Origin of the sequence: Blastococcus sp. HT6-30, assembly GCF_039729015.1 — a bacterium.
Taxonomy (GTDB): Bacteria; Actinomycetota; Actinomycetes; order Mycobacteriales; family Geodermatophilaceae; genus Blastococcus.
In genome coordinates this window covers 590,981-609,530 of the sequence record NZ_CP155792.1, presented here as the reverse complement: position 1 = coordinate 609,530, position 18,550 = coordinate 590,981, and the positions used below count along the sequence as shown (strand labels likewise).

At 74.7% G+C, this 18,550-nt stretch carries 20 protein-coding genes and 1 tRNA gene; 10 read left to right on the top strand and 11 right to left on the bottom strand.

The window, feature by feature from the left end; translation table 11 throughout:
* Positions 1-34: 34 nt before the first annotated feature.
* From ABC795_RS02875 to galU, 6 genes are all read right to left on the bottom strand, one after another.
* Complete coding sequence (locus tag ABC795_RS02875) at positions 35-679, bottom strand: ScbR family autoregulator-binding transcription factor (protein WP_347059373.1); 645 nt, start codon at positions 677-679, stop codon at positions 35-37.
* Between the two features lie 131 nt (positions 680-810).
* Positions 811-887: transfer RNA gene (locus tag ABC795_RS02870), tRNA-Ala, on the bottom strand.
* A gap of 77 nt (positions 888-964) precedes the next feature.
* Positions 965-1,684 carry a hypothetical protein gene (locus ABC795_RS02865; protein WP_347059372.1) on the bottom strand — a complete coding sequence of 240 codons (720 nt, stop codon included), beginning with the start codon at positions 1,682-1,684 and terminating at the stop codon, positions 965-967.
* 190 nt (positions 1,685-1,874) lie between these two features.
* Positions 1,875-2,507 (bottom strand): GNAT family protein, encoded by a 633-nt coding sequence (locus ABC795_RS02860; protein WP_347059370.1) that lies wholly within the window; start codon positions 2,505-2,507, stop codon positions 1,875-1,877.
* A gap of 8 nt (positions 2,508-2,515) precedes the next feature.
* Positions 2,516-3,967: a gephyrin-like molybdotransferase Glp gene (gene glp / locus ABC795_RS02855; protein ID WP_347059368.1), complete on the bottom strand. Its 1,452-nt coding sequence runs from the start codon at positions 3,965-3,967 to the stop codon at positions 2,516-2,518.
* 112 nt (positions 3,968-4,079) lie between these two features.
* Positions 4,080-5,000: a UTP--glucose-1-phosphate uridylyltransferase GalU gene (gene galU / locus ABC795_RS02850; RefSeq protein ID WP_347059367.1), complete on the bottom strand. Its 921-nt coding sequence runs from the start codon at positions 4,998-5,000 to the stop codon at positions 4,080-4,082.
* A 26-nt stretch (positions 5,001-5,026) separates the two neighbouring features.
* Between galU and ABC795_RS02845 the strand changes: the two genes are divergently transcribed.
* From ABC795_RS02845 to ABC795_RS02825, 5 genes are all read left to right on the top strand, one after another.
* Positions 5,027-5,620 (top strand): 5-formyltetrahydrofolate cyclo-ligase, encoded by a 594-nt coding sequence (locus ABC795_RS02845; protein WP_347059366.1) that lies wholly within the window; start codon positions 5,027-5,029, stop codon positions 5,618-5,620.
* A 41-nt stretch (positions 5,621-5,661) separates the two neighbouring features.
* Positions 5,662-6,999 (top strand): SLC13 family permease, encoded by a 1,338-nt coding sequence (locus ABC795_RS02840; protein WP_347059365.1) that lies wholly within the window; start codon positions 5,662-5,664, stop codon positions 6,997-6,999.
* Positions 7,000-7,082: 83 nt separating this feature from the next.
* Positions 7,083-8,270 carry a CoA transferase gene (locus tag ABC795_RS02835; protein ID WP_347059364.1) on the top strand — a complete coding sequence of 396 codons (1,188 nt, stop codon included), beginning with the start codon at positions 7,083-7,085 and terminating at the stop codon, positions 8,268-8,270.
* Positions 8,267-9,796 (top strand): carboxyl transferase domain-containing protein, encoded by a 1,530-nt coding sequence (locus tag ABC795_RS02830; protein ID WP_347059363.1) that lies wholly within the window; start codon positions 8,267-8,269, stop codon positions 9,794-9,796. Before ABC795_RS02835 ends, ABC795_RS02830 begins: the two co-directional genes overlap by 4 nt.
* A gap of 53 nt (positions 9,797-9,849) precedes the next feature.
* Entirely contained in the window at positions 9,850-10,323 is a 474-nt protein-coding gene (locus tag ABC795_RS02825) for a DUF5313 family protein (protein ID WP_347059361.1), read from the top strand.
* Between the two features lie 13 nt (positions 10,324-10,336).
* Here ABC795_RS02825 and ABC795_RS02820 read toward each other — a convergent pair whose 3' ends face one another.
* The gene (locus ABC795_RS02820; protein ID WP_347059360.1) at positions 10,337-12,727 is read right to left on the bottom strand and encodes an excinuclease ABC subunit UvrA; all 2,391 of its coding nucleotides are present in this window, start codon (positions 12,725-12,727) and stop codon (positions 10,337-10,339) included.
* Between the two features lie 264 nt (positions 12,728-12,991).
* On the opposite strand from ABC795_RS02820, the gene ABC795_RS02815 reads away from it, so the two are divergent.
* The 3 genes from ABC795_RS02815 to mscL all read left to right on the top strand — a co-directional run bounded on the left by ABC795_RS02815 (position 12,992) and on the right by mscL (position 14,524).
* Positions 12,992-13,327: an FmdB family zinc ribbon protein gene (locus tag ABC795_RS02815; protein WP_347059359.1), complete on the top strand. Its 336-nt coding sequence runs from the start codon at positions 12,992-12,994 to the stop codon at positions 13,325-13,327.
* 92 nt (positions 13,328-13,419) lie between these two features.
* On the top strand, positions 13,420-14,043 hold the full coding sequence (gene cpaB, locus ABC795_RS02810; RefSeq protein ID WP_347059357.1) for a Flp pilus assembly protein CpaB: 624 nt from the start codon (positions 13,420-13,422) through the stop codon (positions 14,041-14,043).
* A gap of 43 nt (positions 14,044-14,086) precedes the next feature.
* Positions 14,087-14,524: a large conductance mechanosensitive channel protein MscL gene (mscL, locus tag ABC795_RS02805; RefSeq protein WP_347059354.1), complete on the top strand. Its 438-nt coding sequence runs from the start codon at positions 14,087-14,089 to the stop codon at positions 14,522-14,524.
* A 10-nt stretch (positions 14,525-14,534) separates the two neighbouring features.
* Here mscL and ABC795_RS02800 read toward each other — a convergent pair whose 3' ends face one another.
* Positions 14,535-15,251: a YbaK/EbsC family protein gene (locus tag ABC795_RS02800; RefSeq protein ID WP_347059352.1), complete on the bottom strand. Its 717-nt coding sequence runs from the start codon at positions 15,249-15,251 to the stop codon at positions 14,535-14,537.
* 134 nt (positions 15,252-15,385) lie between these two features.
* On the opposite strand from ABC795_RS02800, the gene ABC795_RS02795 reads away from it, so the two are divergent.
* Together ABC795_RS02795 and ABC795_RS02790 are read left to right on the top strand one after the other, a co-directional pair.
* Positions 15,386-15,745 (top strand): VOC family protein, encoded by a 360-nt coding sequence (locus ABC795_RS02795; protein ID WP_347059351.1) that lies wholly within the window; start codon positions 15,386-15,388, stop codon positions 15,743-15,745.
* The gene (locus tag ABC795_RS02790; protein WP_347059349.1) at positions 15,742-16,158 is read left to right on the top strand and encodes a PaaI family thioesterase; all 417 of its coding nucleotides are present in this window, start codon (positions 15,742-15,744) and stop codon (positions 16,156-16,158) included. The genes ABC795_RS02795 and ABC795_RS02790 overlap by 4 nt, the downstream gene beginning before the upstream one ends.
* Here ABC795_RS02790 and ABC795_RS02785 read toward each other — a convergent pair.
* The 3 genes from ABC795_RS02785 to ABC795_RS02775 form a co-directional block, all read right to left on the bottom strand.
* The gene (locus ABC795_RS02785; RefSeq protein WP_347059348.1) at positions 16,155-17,177 is read right to left on the bottom strand and encodes an MSMEG_6728 family protein; all 1,023 of its coding nucleotides are present in this window, start codon (positions 17,175-17,177) and stop codon (positions 16,155-16,157) included. The two genes, ABC795_RS02790 and ABC795_RS02785, sit on opposite strands and share 4 nt — an antisense overlap.
* The gene (locus ABC795_RS02780) at positions 17,174-18,031 is read right to left on the bottom strand and encodes an NAD-dependent protein deacetylase (RefSeq protein ID WP_347059347.1); all 858 of its coding nucleotides are present in this window, start codon (positions 18,029-18,031) and stop codon (positions 17,174-17,176) included. Before ABC795_RS02780 ends, ABC795_RS02785 begins: the two co-directional genes overlap by 4 nt.
* Before the next feature lie 62 nt (positions 18,032-18,093).
* Positions 18,094-18,540 (bottom strand): SRPBCC family protein, encoded by a 447-nt coding sequence (locus ABC795_RS02775; RefSeq protein ID WP_347059346.1) that lies wholly within the window; start codon positions 18,538-18,540, stop codon positions 18,094-18,096.
* Between the last annotated feature and the right edge of the window lie 10 nt (positions 18,541-18,550).

Genomic DNA, 18,550 nt, shown 5'->3' with positions numbered 1-18,550 from the left:
CGGTGTCGTCATGGCGGGGATTCCCGCCCGGCGGTCAGGCCGGGGAGCCGGGCTGCAGCTGCGGGAGGACCAGCGACCAGAACGAGTCCAGCCGGCCGGCGAGGTCGCGCCGGGCGCTGAGCTCCTGCGAGACCTGCTGCATGCCGAAGAAGCTCGCCACGATGACCTGGGCGGTGCCCACCGGGTCGGCCGCAGCGTTGATCTGCCCCCGCTGCTGCCCCTCGGTGATCAGCTGGGTCAGCGCGTGCTGCCAGCCGACGTAGGGCTGCGGCAGCTTGGCCAGGGCGTCCGGCGGGAGCTCGGACATCAGCCGCTTGGAGGCCTGGACGACCGGGTCCCGCGCGAACTGCTCCCCCGCCACGTAGGTGACGGCGACCAGTGCTGCGAGCGCGTCGTCGTGGGAGTCCATCACCCCGCGCAGCATGACCGGCCAGGTCTCGAACATCTGGTGGACGACCGCGATCGCCACGCTCTCCTTGGACTCGAAGTGCCAGTAGAGCGCACCCTTGGTCATCCCGGTGCCGGCGACGATGCCGGCGAGGGACGTGGCCGCGTACCCGCGTTCGCTGAACTCCTGGGCGGCGACGTCGATGATGAGCTGGCGGGTGGCGGCGCTGTCGCCGGCCCGCCCGCGGGCCCGCCCCGACGAGGAGGGGGCGCCCACGGGTGTCTCAGCCACGCAACCGCCTCCTGCGGGACGCCCTGCCCCGTGTCGCCGGGGAGCCTAGCGGTCGCGGCGGTGCGATCCGCCGTCCGACACAACGACGTCGGCGCCGCCGGGGTGGGACCCCGACGGCGCCGACGCTGTGCTGGTGGAGCTGAGGGGATTTGAACCCCTGACCCCCTCGATGCGAACGAGGTGCGCTACCGGTCTGCGCCACAGCCCCAAGTGCTGGAGGAAGACTACCGCCAGGCCTCTCCGGCCCTGCCACCGGGGCGGGGCCGGAGAGTCGCAGGCGACCGCTCAGGCGTTGGCCGCGCGCGGCGGCTCGTACTCGTCGATGTCGGCGAAGCCGATGTCGTCGTCGTCGAGGCCCACCACGGCGCTGTTCTGCCAGCCGGCGGGCGCCGGCGTGCGGGCGGCGACGACCCGCCCCGGGCGGAGTGTGTGCACCGGGGCGAGCGGGAGGCTCGGGTGCTGCAGCCCGGGCAGGGCGTCCTGCGCGACCGTCCCGTGCACCTCGGCGGAGGCCGTGCGCTGGACGGGCGCCGGGGCCGGCGCGGGCGCCGGACGGGCGGCGGGGCGGACCGAGGCGCGCGCGGCCTGCCGCGCGGCGGCCCGGGCGGCGCGGCGGGCGGCGAGCCGCTCGCGGCGGACCACCTTCCGCAGCACGAGCACGTAGCCGACCGTCGCGAGGGTGAAGAACGCCTGGGCGATCCACAGCCACGGCGTGAGGAGCAGCGCGCCGGCCAGCGACGCGACCGTGAGGGCCACCAGGCCACCCAGCGCACGGCGGCGCGCCGCGTGCACGTCCACCCTCAGCTCGCCGCTGGTGCGCAGGACCTCGCGGTCGATCGACACCCGCTCGGTCTCCGCGTGCCGCACCGTGTCCACCGACCTCCGCCGCTGCAACGTCCGACCCGAGTCGGCAGGCTCCGCCCGGCAGTCCTGCCCGTCGCCGCGGGTCACCACCATGGGCACCAGCACGACGAACCACAGCACGACCAGAGCCGCCAGAAGCACGCCCGATCCCATACGACACCACCTGTCACATCAGCCACTCGCCGGGCGAGGTTATGCAGCAGGGCGGGCGGGATCAGGGAGGCGCGCGGGCGTGTCGCCGATGTGTTGTGGGACCGGTGTGACGACGGACGGCGCGTCCTCGTCATCCACCCCGGCGACGCCCACCGTGCGTGCTATGTCGGCGAGCCGATCAGTCGACGGGTCGACCCGGGGCCATCCCTCGCCAGCGGTCGAGCACCCCGCCCGGCAGGTCCTCGGCGAGCAGGGCGTACGCCAGGTGGTCGCGCCAGCCGCCGTCGATGTCCAGGTAGCGCCGTAGCAGGCCCTCCCGCTGGAACCCCAGCCGCTCCACCAGTCGCTGGCTCGAGAGGTTCTCCGGCCGGATGTCGGCCTGCAGGCGGTGCAGGCCCGCGGGGCCGAACGCGTGGTCGCACACCAGGGCCACCGCCAGCGAGGCGACGCCCCGCCCGGCGGCCGAGCGGTCGATCCAGTAGCCGAGGGATCCTGCGCGCAGCGCGCCCCGCACGATGTTGTCCACCGTCACCTGACCGACCAGGCGGCCCTCGACCCGGACGGCGAACGGCAGCGAGGCGCCCTGCCGTGCCCGGCGGGCCATCACCCGTCGCATCGCCCGGTAGGCGGCCGGGGCGTGCCGGGCCTGCCAGCCGACGGTGGCGGTCGGCTCCCACGGGCGGAGCCAGTCCTCGTTGGCCAGCCGGAGGCGGCTCCACTCCGCGGCGTCGTCCCGGCGCAGCGGGTGGAGCTCCACCGGGCCCCAGGCCAGGCTCGCGGGCCAGCCCGGGTGCAGGACGGGATCGATCACGGGTCGCGTCAGCCGCCGAGCAGCAGCGGCATGACGGTGACCAGACCGCCGGCGGCGACCTCGGTGACGTCCTCGTCGATGACGATCAGGCAGTTCGCCCGCGCCATCCGGGCCAGGAGGGCGTCGGTGGCCTCACCCACCGGCTCCACCACGTAGCCGCCGTCGGGGTGCCGCATCACGGTGCCGTGCAGGTACTGGCGGTACCCCAGCGGGGAGAGCAGCTGCTGGCCGGCGATCGCCTGCACGGTCCGACGGAACAGCTGGCGCTTGCCGAGCATCAACCGGATGGCGGGCCGGACGAACACCTCGAAGGCGACCAGCGCGGCGACGGGCTCCCCCGGCACGCAGATGACCGGCACCTCGTCGCGGCCCAGCCGGCCGAAGCCCTGCGCGGGCCCGGGGTGCATCGCGACCTGGCGGAACCGCATCCGGCCGAGACCGGCGAGCGCCTCCTGCACCATGTCGAACCCGCCGCTGCCGAAAGTGCCGGAGATCAGCACCAGGTCGCTACGCAGCAGCTGGCTCTCCAGCACCTCGGTCAGGCGCCGCTGGTCGCTCGGCAGGATGCCCGACCGGTAGGCGTCGGCACCGGCGTCCCGGGCCGCGGCGGCCAGCGCGTAGCTGTTGACGTCGACCGCCTGGCCGGGCGCGGGGGTGGCGCTCACGTCCACCAGTTCGGGGCCGGCGCTCAGCACGGCGACCCGCGGTCGTGGCCGGACGAGCACGCGCTCGCGCCCGACGGCTGCGAGCAGGCTGATCTGGGCGGGGCCGATCGGGGTCCCGACGTGCACCGCGGGGTCCCCCGGGGCGACGTCGTCACCGGTGAGGCGGACGTAGCTGCCGGCCGGCGGCCCGGCGAGGACCGAGACCCGGGCCGCACCGTTGTCGGTCCACACCCCCGGCACGACGACGTCGGCGCCGGAGGGGAGCATCGCCCCGGCGGCCACCTTGAGCGCCAGCCCCGGCCCGATCGACGACGGCTCGCCGACCCCCGCCCCGCTCTCGCCGACGACGGGGAGCTCCACCGGCTCGGCCACGGTGGCGGCGGCGACGTCCTCGGCCCGGGCGGCGTAGCCGTCCAGCGCCGCCTGGTCGAAGGCGGGCAGCGCCCGCTGGCTGACGACGTCCTCGGCGCACAGCAGCCCCTGCGCGTCGAGCACCGCCAGCTCGATCGGGTCCGGCTGCGGGACCGCGGCGAGGATCTCGTCGAGGTGCCGCTCGACGGTGCGCACCTGCGGCGAGGCGTCGGAGCGGCCGTCGGCCGGCAGCGGGACGGGGCCGGTGGCCCCGCGCGGCGCGGGCACCTGGTCGCCGGGGGGCCCGGACCCGGCCTGGGTGCCGCGCGGCCCGACCGGGCCGGTGACCCGCGGTGGCGCCATGGGCATGTCGACCTGGGCGGTGTCCCGGTGAACCCGGGAACCTCCGCCGCCGATGCTGCCGTCGTCGTTCTGCCCGGACATCCTCACCACCGTCGTCCCGCGGCGCCGTCCGCCGGCGCCGCACCTGCGGCGGCGCCGGCCCGGAGGGGGCCGGCGTCGCGCCGCGGTCCGATCGTGCCCTCGCGGGCGCCGGTCAGGACGACGACGCGCCCTCGGCGGGCAGCTCGGTGACGAAGTTCCGCAGCCAGCCGCGCAGCGATGGGCCGAGGTCGTCGCGCTCGACGGCCAGCTGGATGACGGCCTTGAGGTAGTCCAGCTTGTCGCCGGTGTCGTAGCGCCGGCCGCTGAAGACCACCCCGTGGACGGGCGCACCGCGCTCGACCAGCGTGGCCAGCGCATCGGTCAGCTGGATCTCCCCGCCGCGGCCGGGGGGCGTCTTCCGGAGCACCTCGAAGATCTCCGGGGCGAGCACGTAGCGGCCGATGATCGCCAGGCTGCTGGGCGCCTCGTCGACCGGCGGCTTCTCGACCAGACCGGTGATCGCGACGACGTCGCCGCCGTCAGCGGTCGGCTCGACGGCCACGGCGCCGTACTTGTCGATGTTCTCCCGGCCGACGTCGAGCAGCGCGACCACCGAGCCACCGTGCTGGGCCTGCACGGTGAGCATCTGCTCGAGCAGGTGGTCGCGGGCGTCGATCAGGTCGTCGCCCAGCAGCACCGCGAACGGCTCGTCGCCGACGAAGGCGGCCGCCTGGAGCACCGCGTGGCCCAGCCCTCGCGCCTCGCCCTGGCGGACGAAGTGCACCTGCGCGACCTCGGTGGACTCGTGCACGGCGGCCAGCCGCGAGGCGTCGCCCTTCTTCTCCAGGGCGGCCTCCAGCTCGGGCGTGCGGTCGAAGAAGTCCTCGATGGCGGCCTTGTTCCGGCCGGTGACCATCAAGACCTCGGGCAGCCCGGCGCGGGCGGCCTCCTCGACGATGTACTGCAGCGCTGGCCGGTCCACCACCGGCAGCAGCTCCTTGGGCACGGCCTTGGTGGCGGGCAGGAACCGGGTGCCCATGCCTGCGACGGGGATGACCGCCTTCCGGGCCGGACGGGTGCTGGACGTCGACATGCAGGCAGCCTAGCTAGCCTGCGCCGGTGAGCACCTCGCCCGAGGGAGGCATCGCCAAGTCGGCGGTCCGTGCGGAGCTGCTGCGGCGCCGGGCGACGCGGCCGGGCGGCGAGCGGGCGGCGGGCTCGGCGGCGGTGGCGGCGACGCTCGCGAGGCGGCTGGCGGGCACCCCGGTGATCGCCGCGTTCGTGCCCGACCCGACCGAGGCCGGGCACGGCCACCTCCCCGCAGCCCTCGGCGTCGGCGGCGCCCGCGTGCTCCTCCCGGTCGTGCCCGCCCGCGGCCGGGAGCTGGACTGGGCGGAGCACACCGGAGAGCTGGCGCCCGGGCGGTTCGGCCTGCTCGAGCCTCCCGGTCCGCGGCTGGGCCCGGCGGCGATCGGGGCGGCCGGTGCCGTGGTCGTCCCGGCCGCGGCGGTCGCCCGCGACGGGGCGCGGCTGGGCCGCGGCGGCGGGTACTACGACCGCGCCCTGCGGCACACCCGCCCGGACGTGGTGCTGGTGGCCGTCGTCTTCGACGACGAACTGGTCGACCACCTGCCCACCGAGGCCCACGACGTGCGTGTGACCGCCGTGGTCACCCCGTCCGGCGGATGGCAGGCGCTACCAGCGGGTCACTGAGACAGTGGGACCCTCGTCGCCCCCGACGCCGTGGAGGGATCGTGTCCCCAGAGATCGTGACCATCGTGGCGCTGGTCGTCATCTTCGCCATCGCCACGTTCCTGCCGATCAACATGGGGGCGCTGGCGTTCGTCGCCGCCTTCGTCGTCGGCACCCTGTCGGTGGGGATGACGACCGACGACATCATCGCCGGCTTCCCCGCCGGGCTGGTGCTGACGCTCATCGGCGTCACGTACCTGTTCGCCATCGCGCAGAACAACGGCACCGTCGACCTGCTGGTCAGGGGCGCGGTGAAGATGGTCGGCGGCCACGTCGCCGCGATCCCGTGGGTGATGTTCTTCGTCACCGCGGTGCTCACCGCCATCGGAGCGCTCTCCCCGGCCGCGGTGGCGATCATCGCGCCGATCGCGCTCACCTTCGCCGCGCGGCACGACATCAGCCCGCTGCTGATGGGCATGATGGTCATCCACGGCGCCCAGGGCGGCGGCTTCTCCCCGATCAGCGTCTACGGCGTCACGGTCAACACGATCGTCGAGGGCGAGGGCCTGCCCAGCAGCCCGCTGACGGTCTTCCTCGGTGCGCTCCTGTTCAACATCGCCATCGCGGTCGTGCTGTTCTTCGTCCTGGGCGGGCGGAAGCTGATCGGCCGCACGGTGGCCGCCGAGCCCATCGCGCACACCGAGCACGCCCACGGCACGCTGGTCCGCGGCCACGGCGCGGCGCCCGGCCCCGCGGTCGGCGGCGACGACGACGAGCACATCCACCCCGACCGCCCCCAACCCGTCCGGTTCGAGCAGGTCCTCACGCTGATCGGGCTGGTCGTCGTCGCGGTCCTGGCGCTCGCCTTCGACCTGGACATCGGTTTCGTGGCGATCACGGTCGCCGTCGTCCTGGCGCTGTTCTCGGCGCAGCAGCACAAGGGGGCGGTCACGCAGATCAGCTGGTCGACGATCCTGCTCATCGCCGGCGTGCTGACCTTCGTGTCCGTGCTGGAGGAGGCCGGCACGATCGACTACGTCGGCGACGCGGTCATCGGGCTCGGCGTGCCGCTGCTCATCGCCCTGCTCCTCGCCTACATCGGCGGAGTGGTCTCGGCCTTCGCGTCGTCGACGGCGATCATCGGCGTGGCCATCCTGCTCGCCGTGCCGTTCCTCGAGGCCGGGCAGATCAGCGCGGTGGGCGTGGTGGTCGCGCTCTCCGTGGCCTCGACCATCGTCGACGTGAGCCCGTTCTCCACGAACGGTGCGCTGGTGCTGGCGAATGCGCAGGACATCGACCGCGACCGCTTCTACAAGCAGATCCTGGCCTACGCCGCGATCGTCGTGGCCGTCGGGCCGCTGCTGTCGTGGCTGGTCTTCGTCGTCCCCGGCTGGCTCTGAGGGGATCCTGGCCCAGATTGCTTAGCGCTGAGAGACTGCACGCACGCCACCGCGGGAGCGGGGCATGACCGAGGGAGAGACCTGTGTCCGGACCGCTGGACGGCGTGCTCGTCGTCGACCTGACCCGCGCCCTGGCGGGGCCGCACGCCGCGATGATGCTGGGCGATCTCGGCGCACGGGTGATCAAGGTGGAGAGCCCCGGCAGCGGTGACGACACGCGCAGCTGGGGGCCGCCGTTCGTCCAGCCCGACCAGGGCGACCGGGAGTCGACCTACTTCCTCTCGACCAACCGGAACAAGGAGTCGATCACCCTCGACCTCAAGGACGACGGGGACAAGGCGGTGCTCACCGAGCTGCTCCGCCGTGCCGACGTGCTGATGGAGAACTTCCGCCCGGGCACGCTGGCGCGGCTGGGCTTCGGCACCGACGTGCTCGCCGAGCTGAACCCCCGGCTGGTGACCCTGGCGATCAGCGGCTTCGGCCACGACGGCCCCGAGGGCGGTCGGGCCGGCTACGACCAGATCGCGCAGGGCGAGGGCGGCCTCATGTCGCTCACCGGCTCCGGGCCGGACGACCCCCAGCGGGTCGGCGTGCCGATCGGCGACCTGCTGGCCGGCATGTACGGCGCCTACGGCGTGGTGGCCGCGCTGATGGAACGGGAGCGGACCGGTCGCGGGCAGGTGGTGCGCACCTCCCTGCTCGCTGCGATCGTCGGCGTGCACGCCTTCCAGGGCACCCGGTGGACCGTCGCCGGTGAGGTCGGGGCCGCGCAGGGCAACCACCACCCCTCGATCGCCCCCTACGGGCTGTTCCGCTGCAAGGGCGGCAGCGTGCAGGTGGCCTGCGCCAACGACTCGCTCTGGCGCAGGCTCTGCGCCGAGTTCGGGTTCGACCCCGAAGCACCCGGGATGGCCACCAACGGCGACCGGGTGGAGCACCGCCAGGAGGTGATCGCGCTGCTCGAGGGCGCCTTCGCCGACATCTCCGCCGAGGAGCTGCTGGCCCGGCTCGGCCGGGTGGGCATCCCCTCGGGGAAGGTCCGCACCCTCGACGAGGTCTACACCTGGGACCAGGCGCTGTCCCAGGGCCTGCTCGTCGACGTCGAGCACGCCACGCTGGGCCCGTTGCAGCTGCCCGGCCCGCCGCTGCGTTTCTTCCACCCGGGTCCGGACGGCGAGACGGAGACCACCCGCCGGGAGCACGCCGCTCCCCCGGTGCTCGGTGCCGACGGCGACGCGATCCGCGCCTGGCTGAACGGCCCCGCCACGTGAGGGCCACCCCCGCCCGCCTCGATGCCCGGGCCCTGCGCGACCTGGTGCTCGATCCCGGGTCGTGGCAGTCCTGGGACTCCCCCATCCCGCCCCGCGACGTCAGCGAGGGTTACGCCGCCGAGCTGGCCCGCGCCGCGGAGAAGAGCCGGCAGGACGAGTCGGTCATCACCGGCGAGGGGACGCTGCGCGGCCGCCGTGTCGCCGTCGTCGCCGGGGAGTTCGGCTTCCTCGCGGGCTCCATCGGGGTCGCCGCCGCGGAACGGCTGATCGCCGCCGTGGAGCGGGCCACCGACGAGGGGCTCCCGCTGCTGGCCGCCCCGGTGTCCGGCGGCACCCGCATGCAGGAAGGCACGGTCGCCTTCCTCCAGATGATCGGCATCACCGCCGCCATCGCCCGGCACAAGGAGGCCGGGCTGCCGTACCTCGTGTACCTCCGGCACCCGACCTTCGGCGGCGTGCTCGCCTCCTGGGGGTCGCTCGGCCACGTCACCATCGCCGAGCCGGGCGCCTCGATCGGCTTCCTGGGGCCCCGGGTGTTCGAGGCGCTCTACGGCGAGCCCTTCCCGGCCGACGTGCAGACCGCCGAGAACCTGGCCGAGCACGGGCTGATCGACGCCGTCGTCCCGCACGAGCAGATCGCCGAGGTCGCCGACCGCGCCCTGCGCGTGCTGTCGGCCCGGCAGACCTGGCACCTCGACGTCCGGGACGCCGAACGGCCCACGCCCGAGGACGGCACCGGCGCCGACGACCCGGAGGACCACCGGACCGCCTGGGACGTCGTGACCGCCTCCCGGCGGGAGGACCGGCCGGGGGTGCGGCGGCTGCTGCGCACCGCGGCGACCGACGTCGTCGGCCTCTCCGGCACCGGGGCGGGCGAGAAGGACCCCGGCCTGCTGCTGGCGCTGGCCCGATTCGGCGGGGCTCCGTGCGTCGTGCTGGGGCAGGACCGGCGGGGGCAGTCGTTCTCGGCGCCGCTGGGCCCGGCCGCGCTGCGGGAGGCCCGCCGCGGCATGCACCTGGCCGAGCAGCTGCGGCTGCCGCTGGTGACCCTCATCGACACCCCCGGCGCCGCGCTCTCCCGCGAGGCCGAGGAAGGCGGGCTGGCCGGGGAGATCGCCCGCTGCCTGCACGACCTGGTGGTGCTCAAGGCCCCGACGCTGGCGGTCCTGCTCGGGCAGGGCACCGGCGGCGGGGCGCTCGCACTCGTCCCCGCCGACCGGGTGCTGGCCGCGGCCAACGGCTGGCTGGGGCCGCTGCCCCCGGAGGGCGCCTCGGCGATCGTGCACCGCACCGTCGAGCGCGCCGACGAGATGGCGGCCGACCAGGGCGTGCGCGCCACCGACCTCTGGCGGGCCGGGATCGTCGACCGGGTGGTGCCCGAGCGGCCCGACGCCGCCGACGAGCCGACCGAGTTCTGCCTGCGGCTCGGCCGGGTGCTGGGCGAGGAGCTGGCCGGCCTGCTCGGCCGGGACGACACCGAGCGCTTCCGCACCCGGCTGCACCGCTACCGCCACCTCGGCCGCTGACCTCCGTGATGATCAGGCCACCTGGTCATCACGGGTGCTGGGACCATGGGGGCGTGGACCCCGCGGATGGCAGCGCCATGGCCGACCCCCGCCCGGAGCAGGACGACCCGGTCGTCCGGCCGGCGCCCCACCGGTGGCTCTGGTACGCCCTCGGCGGCGGGCTGCCCGGGCGGCACCGCGGCTGGGTGCTGCACGACACCACCACCGGAACCTGGTGGGTGCGGCACATCGCCCGGATGCTGGTGCAGCTGGCCGTGCCCATCGCGCTGGTCGTGACGCTGCTGCCCGCCCCGCTGGCGCTGCGCCTCGCGGTCGTCGGCGGCGGGATCTTCCTGGGGCTCATCTTCTCGCTGGCCTACATGCCGGAGACCACCGAGAACCGGGTGGTCAAGGCCGGCTATCCGGCGGGCACCGCCACCGCGCTCCGGGACCGGGCCGGTGTCGGCCGCCAGCAGCGGGAGACCGAACGGAAGCGGGCCGCCGCGGCCAAGCGCGCCGCCCGCTACCGCGACCGCACCGGCCGCTGAGCGAGGCGGGCGCTCAGCGGCCGACGTAGGCCGCGAGGTGCTCGCCGGTGAGCGTGGACCGGGCGGCGACGAGGTCGGCGGGCGTGCCCTCGAAGACGACCCGCCCGCCGTCGTGGCCGGCGCCGGGACCGAGATCGATGATCCAGTCGGCGTGGGCCATCACCGCCGGGTGGTGCTCGATGACGATCACCGACCGGCCGGAGTCGACCAGCCGGTCGAGCAGGGCCAGGAGGGTCGCGACGTCGGCCAGGTGCAGGCCGGTCGTCGGCTCGTCGAGGACGTAGACGGTCCCCTTCTCCGCCAGCTGGGTGGCCAGCTTCAGCCGCTGCCGCTCCCCGCCCGACAGCGTCGTGAGCGGCTGCCCCAGGGTGAGGTAGCCGAGCCCCACGTCGGCGAGCCGCTCGAGGATGGTGCGCGCGGCCGGGGTGCGCGCCTCGCCCTCGCCGAAGAACCCGGCCGCCTCGGTCACCGGCATCGCCAGCACCTCGGCGATGTTCCGGCCGCCGAGCGCGTACGCCAGCACCGCCGCCTGGAACCGCTTTCCCTCGCAGTCCTCGCAGGTGGACTCGACGGTCGCCATGACCCCGAGGTCGGTGTAGACGACCCCCGCGCCGTTGCAGGTCGGGCAGGCGCCCTCGGAGTTGGCGCTGAACAGCGCCGGCTTCACGCCGTTGGCTTTCGCGAACGCCTTGCGGATCGGGTCCAGCAAGCCGCTGTAGGTGGCCGGGTTGCTCCGGCGCGAACCGCGGATCGCCCCCTGGTCGACCACCACGACGCCGTCCCGCCCGGCGACCGAGCCCGAGACGAGCGAGCTCTTCCCGGACCCGGCCACGCCGGTGAGGGCGACCAGCACGCCGAGCGGGATGTCGACGTCGACGTCGCGCAGGTTGTGGGTGCCGGCGCCGCGCACCTCCATCGCGCCCGACGGCGCGCGCACCGACGGCTTCACGGAGACCCGGTCGTCCAGGTGCCGGCCCGTCAGCGTGCCGCTGGTCCGCAGCCGGTCCACCGTGCCCTCGAACACGACCTCGCCGCCGCCCGTGCCGGCGCCGGGACCGAGGTCGACGACGTGGTCGGCGATCGCGATCGTCTCCGGCTCGTGCTCCACGACCAGCACCGTGTTGCCCTTGTCCCGGAGCCGCAGCAGCAGCTCGTTCATCCGCGCGATGTCGTGCGGGTGCAGGCCGATCGTCGGCTCGTCGAAGACGTAGGTGACGTCGGTCAGCGAGGACCCGAGGTGGCGGATCATCTTGGTCCGCTGCGCCTCACCGCCGGAGAGGCTGCCGGCCGGGCGGTCGAGCGAGAGGTAGCCCAGCCCGATCTCGGCGAACGAGTCGAGCAGGTGCTGCAGGCCGGCGAGCACCGGCGCCACGGTGGGCTCGTGCAGCTCACGGATCCAGTCGGCGAGGTCGCTGATCTGCATCGCGCAGAGGTCGGCGATGTTCTCGCCCCGGATCCGCGACGACCTGGCCCCGGGGCTCAGCCGGGTGCCGTCGCACTCGGGGCAGGGCTGGAACGTGATCGCGCGCTCCACGAAGGCGCGGATGTGCGGCTGCATCGCGTCGACGTCCTTCGAGAGCATCGACTTCCGGATCTTGGGGATGACGCCCTCGTAGGTGAGGTTGATGCCCTCGACCTCGATCTTGGTCGGCTCCTTGTGGAGGAGGTCGTGCAGCTCCTCCTCGCTGAATCTCGCGATCGGCTTGTCCATGTCGAAGCCGGCGCCGCGGAAGATCCGGCCGTACCAGCCGTCCATGCTGTAGCCGGGGATCCTCAGCGCCCCCTCGGCCAGCGACTTGTCCTCGTCGTACAGCGCGGCGAGTTCGACGTCGGAGACCGAGCCCATGCCCTCGCACCGCGGGCACATGCCGCCCAGGTAGACGACGTCGCGCACCACGTTCTTCTCGACCCGGCCGCCCTTCTCGGTGCTCATGACACCGCTCGCCTTGCGCGTCGGCACGTTGAACGCGAAGGCGGTCGGCGGACCGATGTGCGGCTGCCCGAGCCGGCTGAACAGGATGCGCAGCATCGCGTTGGCGTCGGTGGCCGTGCCCACGGTGGAACGGGGGTTGGCGCCCATCCGCTCCTGGTCGACGACGATCGCCGTCGTCAGGCCGTCGAGCCGGTCGACCTCGGGCCGCGCGAGCGTCGGCATGAAGCCCTGCACGAAGGCGCTGTAGGTCTCGTTGACCAGCCGCTGCGACTCCGCGGCGATCGTCCCGAACACCAGCGAGCTCTTGCCCGAGCCGGAGACCCCGGTGAACACCGTCAGCCGGCGCTTCGGGATCTCGAGGCTGACGTCCTCGAGGTTGTTCACCCGGGCGCCCTGCACCCGGATGACGTCGTGGCTGTCGGCGACGTGCGGCGCGGCCGCCCGGGGGGCCGCCGTCGTGTCGGTGCTCATGGTGCCGCGGTGGATGCGCTGGTCACGACCCGGATCGTGCCAAGCCCCGGGGTGGTTGGTCGAGCGGTGCGCGCGCGGCACCGGTCGGGCCCACCGGGTCCGGCGCGTCGCTCCTACCGCCGTGTGATCACCCGCACGGGGCGCCGGAGGCGGACACCCGCCCACACACGTGGACGGGGGTGGCGGCATGGCGCATCATTGGCAGTCGCCGGGCGAGAGTGCCAACCCGGCACCCACCTCCGCTCGACCAGGGAGAGCCACGCCGTGCCCACGTACCAGTACGCCTGCACCAACACCGAGGGCAAGCACGAGTTCGAGGTCGTGCAGTCGTTCACCGACGCTCCGGTGACCGAGTGCCCCGAGTGCGGCGCCCCGGTGCGCAAGGTCTACGGCTCGGTCGGCGTCGTCTTCAAGGGCTCGGGCTTCTACCGCACCGACAGCCGGAAGAGCAGCACGGCGTCGGAGAGCTCGGGCAGCAACGGCTCCTCCTCCGGCACGTCTTCGTCGGCCCCCGCGAAGGAGAGCTCGTCGAGTTCCTCCCCCTCGACCTCGTCGACCACCTCCTCGGCGCCCGGCAGCGGGGCCAAGGCCGCCAACTGACGACGGCGGGTACCGCATCCACAGGCCCGCCGCTCCTCCACAGCTCCCGCCGGCCCCTCCGGGACCGCCCCGGCTCCGGGCATGGTCGTCGCATGCCGCGTCTGCGCCGTCCCCGCTCTCCCCTGCTGGTGGCCCGCCGGGCCGCGGCCGCCCTGCTGGCGGTCCTGGCGCTGGTGCTCGCGCTCCAGCCGGCAGAGACCCCGGCCGGGGCGACCGGGCCGGCTCCCGTCCCAGTGGTGGTCGCCGCGGCCGACCTGCCCGCCGGCACGGCGCTGGCCCAGGGCGACCTGTCGCTCGTCCGGCTGCCGCCGGAGGCGGTGCCCGACGGCGTGGTCGGCGCGCCCGACCTGCTGGTGCACCGGGTGCTCGCCGGCCACGTCCGCCGCGGTGAGCCGCTCAGCGACGCGCGACTGGTCGGGGCCGGGCTGAGCACCCTGCTGCTCCCGGGGCAGGTGGCGGCCCCGGTGCGGCTGGCGGACCTGACGGTCGCCGCCCTGGTCCGCGCCGGTGACCGGGTCGACGTCCTGGCCACCGGCACCGACGCCTCGTCCGCCGAGCGGGTGGCCTCGGGCGCCCGGGTCCTGGCCGCACCAGCGTCGGACGCCGACGACCCCGGTGCCGGGCTGCTGGTCCTGGCCGTCGACGAGGCCACCGCGGCGCGGCTCGCCGCCGCCTCGGCCGGCGCGACGCTCACGGTCAGCCTGCCCCCGCCCTGACCGGCACCGGCTGCCCGCAGCGTGCGCGGATGGTACGGCTTGGATGGTCGGCGTGCTGAACGGTTTCAAGGACTTCCTGATCCGCGGCAACGTCGTCGACCTGGCCGTCGCGGTGGTGATCGGCGCGGCGTTCACCGACGTGGTCAACGCGTTCGCCTCGTCGTTCCTGACCCCGCTCATCGGCCTGATCGGCGGTGGCGGCGAGCTCGGCGGCACCGTCCGGGTGGACGGTCAGGACTTCACCTGGGGCGCGTTCCTGAGCACCGTCATCACCTTCGTGCTGACGGCGGGGATCATCTACTTCCTGGTCGTGCTGCCCGTGCACCGGCTCTTCGACCGTCGCGCGCGCGGCGAGGAGCCGGGGCCGGTCGGCCCCACGGAGCTGGAGCTCCTGGTGGAGATCCGCGACCTGCTGCGCGCCCAGCAGGGCCTGGGCCCGGCAGGGCCCGGCGCGGGGCAGCCCGGCCCCCCGGCTCCCTGAGCGCGACGGCTCAGTCGCTCCCCCAGTGCGGCGGCCGGTCCTCCAGGTAGCGCCGGTCGTCGTCGGAGACGTCCGAGGGGCGCTCGCCCCAGCCGACGTCGCTGTCGTCGGGCACCCGCTCCCGCGGCGAGAGCACCGGAGCGGGAGCCGGTGCAGTAGCCAGATCCGGTGCGGGCGGGACGCTCGGCAGCGGCTGGCCGAGACCGTCCAGCACCACCGCACCGGGCAGCGCTGTCAGCAGCGCCCCGGGCACCGCGAGCTTGCTGCCCCGGGTGCCCGAGCCGATGACGACCAGCTCGGCCGCGGCGACCGCGGCGTCGACCAGCACCGGCCAGGACGCAGGCAGCCCCACCGGCGTGATGCCGCCGTAGGCCATGCCGGTCTCGGCGACGGCGACGTCCTGCGGGGCGAACGAGACCTTCCGCGCCCCGAGGTGGCGGCGCACCAGCCCGTTGACGTCGGCGCGGGTGGTGGCCAGCACCAGGCAGGCGGCCAGCGTGGTCTCCCCGCCCCGGCGCGCGGCGACGACCACGCAGTTGGCGGAGGCGGCCAGCGGCACCGCGTAGGCCTCGGAGAACGCGGCGGTGTCGGCGAGGTCCTCGGCGATCTCGGCGACCCACGCCGAGCCGGGCAGCCCCGGCAGCGCGGCGGCGACCGGCGGCCCCAGCAGGTCGGGGCGCTCGGCCGCCGGCAGCCAGCGGAGCGAGCCGAGGGCGGGGGCGGTCATCGGGCGGCGTGGGGGGACGGCACGGCTCGATCCTCGGTCACGCGCCGCCGGGCGTGCATCCCGGGGCCGGATCGCTGCGGCCGGTGGCCGGGAAACGGCTGTCGCCGCACCGGGCGGAGCGCCAGGATGGAGCCATGATCGGTCAGCTGCACTCCGTCGTGATCGACGCGCCCGACCCGCACGCGCTCGCCGGCTTCTACGCCGAGCTGCTCGGCATGGAGGTGAGCAAGGGCGGCCCCGGCGACGACTGGGTCGTCGTCTCCGGCGCCGGGTACCGGATCGCCTTCCAGCAGGCGCCGGACCTGCAGCCTCCCGCGTGGCCGGACCCCGACCGCCCGCAGCAGTTCCACCTCGACATCCGGGTCGCCGACATCGAGGAGGCCGAGCCGAAGGCGCTGGCGCTGGGTGCCCGCACGCTCCCGGGCGGCGGCGGTGACTTCCGGGTCTACGCCGACCCGGTGGGCCACCCCTTCTGCCTGGTGTGGGACGCGTGAGCGAGCAACAGCCGCCGGACGACCCCAGGGTCGCGAGCCCGTTCGTGGCGGCGATGCAGTTCACCGTCACCGAGTCCACCGCCACCCGCGTGGCCGGCCACGTGGACCTCGGCCCGGACCAGCACACCCCGTGGGGCGTGGTGCACGGCGGCGTCTACTGCTCGGTCGTCGAGTCCGCCGCCAGCATCGGCGCGAGCACGGCGGTGCGGGACCAGGGCCAGTTCTCCGTCGGCGTCAACAACAACACCGACTTCATCCGCTCCACGACCAGGGGCCGGGTCGAGGTCGTCGCCGAGCCGGTCCAGCAGGGCCGGACCCAGCAGCTCTGGCAGGTGCTGCTCACCCGCGCCGAGGACGGCAAGCTCGTCGCCCGCGGCCAGGTGCGGCTGCAGAACGTCCCGCTGCCGGGTTAGCCCAGCACCGCCGGGTCGAGGACGACCTGGAACAGCGCGCGCGGGTCCTGGAGGGTCGCGGGCGGCCGGGCGGCCGCGCGCGGCACCACCCTGTCCCAGCGCGCCGGCCGCCGGTGCGGCAGCAGCTCGCGGCCCTGGAACAGGTAGTCCCCCACCACCTCGCCGACCAGCAGCCCGGCGCCGTGCTCGATGGGCAGGCCCACCGGGTCCCCGGGCTTCATCTCGTCGAGGAACGCCGACAGCTGGCGGAGGTCCTTGGCCGGGCGGCGGCCGGAGATGTCCTTGGAGAGCGCCCGCAGCTCGGGAGGATCCATCCCGGTGGCGTCGACGTCGATGCCCGACTGCGTACCCAGCCCGATCACCCCGGCCGCCAGGCAGGCTCCCAGCTCGTTGTGCGCACGCGGCCGCACCACCCACACCCGCACGCCCTCGGGTTCGGGCGCCGGCGGCAGGTCGTCCGGACCGGGCCAGAGGTAGGGCAGGTCGTCGGGCTCGGGGCCGAACAGCTCGGCGAACCGGCCGCGGTAGAAGTCCGGGTCCTTGGCGATCAGGTTCGAACGGTGCGAGAGGTGCAGCGCCTCGTTGCCGATCCAGGACGGGAGCAGACCGGCGGCCGCCAGCTCGGCCTGGGGCACGCCGACGACGTCGGGGGCGAACTCGCCGATCAGCGTCCCCGTGGTGTCGGCGAAACCGCGCTCGCGCCAGACCCGCACCATGGCCAGGCCGTAGCTCACCAGCGCCGCCGTCCGGCCGCGCCACATCGCCACCACCGGATGGCTCGCCCAGCCGTAGTCGGGCAGCTCCAGCGCCCGGAGGATCTGGAGCGTCTCCACCCGCTGCTTGCCCAGCCGCGGGGAGTCGAGCAGCCGCGCGCTCTCCTCGAAGTCGGCCACGGGCACGAAGGTCTGCATCGCGGCGGTTCCTGCCCGGTCCGACACGCGGTCAACCCCGGGCGCGCGCAGGGCGGCCTCCCAGCGCTCGCGCCGCGCGTCGTCGGTGCGCTGGACCTCCCGGCTCATGCGGCCAGGCGGGCCGCCAGCGCCGGCAGGACCTCGCCCAGCGGTGCGTCGACCCGCACGTCGGCCTTCGCGTCACCGCGGGTGGCGCCGACGTTGACGATCCCCACCGGGATGCCCAGCTTGGCCGCCCGCAGCACGAAGCGGTAGCCGCTCATGACGGTGAGGGAGGACCCGAGCACCAGCAGGCTGCCGGCGTCCTCCACCAGGGAGAAGCAGTGGTCGACCCGGTCGCGGGGCACCGTCTCACCGAAGAAGACGACGTCGGGCTTGAGCGGCCCGGCCCCGCAGGCCAGGCAGTCGACCATCACGAAGCCGTCCAGCACGTCGTCGGGGAGCTCGGCGTCGCCGTCGGGGTTGATCTCGTCGGCCTGCGGGCCGAAGTGCGGGTTCGCGTCCCGCAGCCGCTCGTCCAGCGCCGCGCGGTCGGCGACGTCGCCGCAGCCCAGGCAGACGGTGCGGTCCAGCCCACCGTGCAGCTCGACGACGTCCCGGGCGCCGCCGGCCTGGTGCAGTCCGTCGACGTTCTGCGTGACGACGCCGGACAGCAGCCCGGCCTCCTGCAGGGCGGCGACCGCGCGGTGCCCGTCGTTGGGCCGGGCCGCGCGCATCTGCCGCCAGCCCACGAAGCTGCGGGCCCAGTAGCGGTGCCGGCCGAGCGGGTCGCGGGTGAACGTCTGGTACGTCATGGGGGTGTGCCGGCGCAGGCTGCCGGTGGCGCCCCGGTAGTCGGGGATGCCGGAGTCGGTGGAGAGACCCGCCCCGGACAGGACCACGACGTCTCCGTCGGCGACGAGGTCGGCGAGGGCGTCCAGCGCGGCGCCGGCCCCCGGGACGGCGGGTGGTGCGAGGGTCACCCGCCCATCGTCCCTGCCGAACGGCGGATGCGCCGCCGGCACCGGTCGTTCGGGCCTCCCGGTCAGCGAGCGGAGAGCACCTGCTCGAGCCGGGTCAGCATGGCGTCCTGGATGCGGGCCAGCCCCTTCGGGGCGAACGTGCGCTCGAAGAAGCCGCCGATCCCGCCGGCGCCGGTCCAGGTGGTGCGGGCCCGCACCGTACTGACCCCGGCGTCGGCGCCGGAGACGGTCCAGGTGGTCACCATGGTGGAGTTGGTGTCGGTCTCCACGAGCGCCCCGTCCGGGGTCTCGGTGACGACGACGTCCTGTTCGCGCACCCGCTTGGAGGTGGCCTGCAGACGCCAGTGCACCGTCGTGCCGGCGCCCTGCCCGCCGGCGTCCACCCGGTAGTCGCTGTACTGCTCGGGCAGCACCTGCGGCCGGGTGACGGCGTAGTCGGCGAGCGCGGCACGGACGACGTCCGCCGGTGCGCGAAGGACCCGTTCGGTGGTGGCGACGACCTGACCCATGCCACCCATC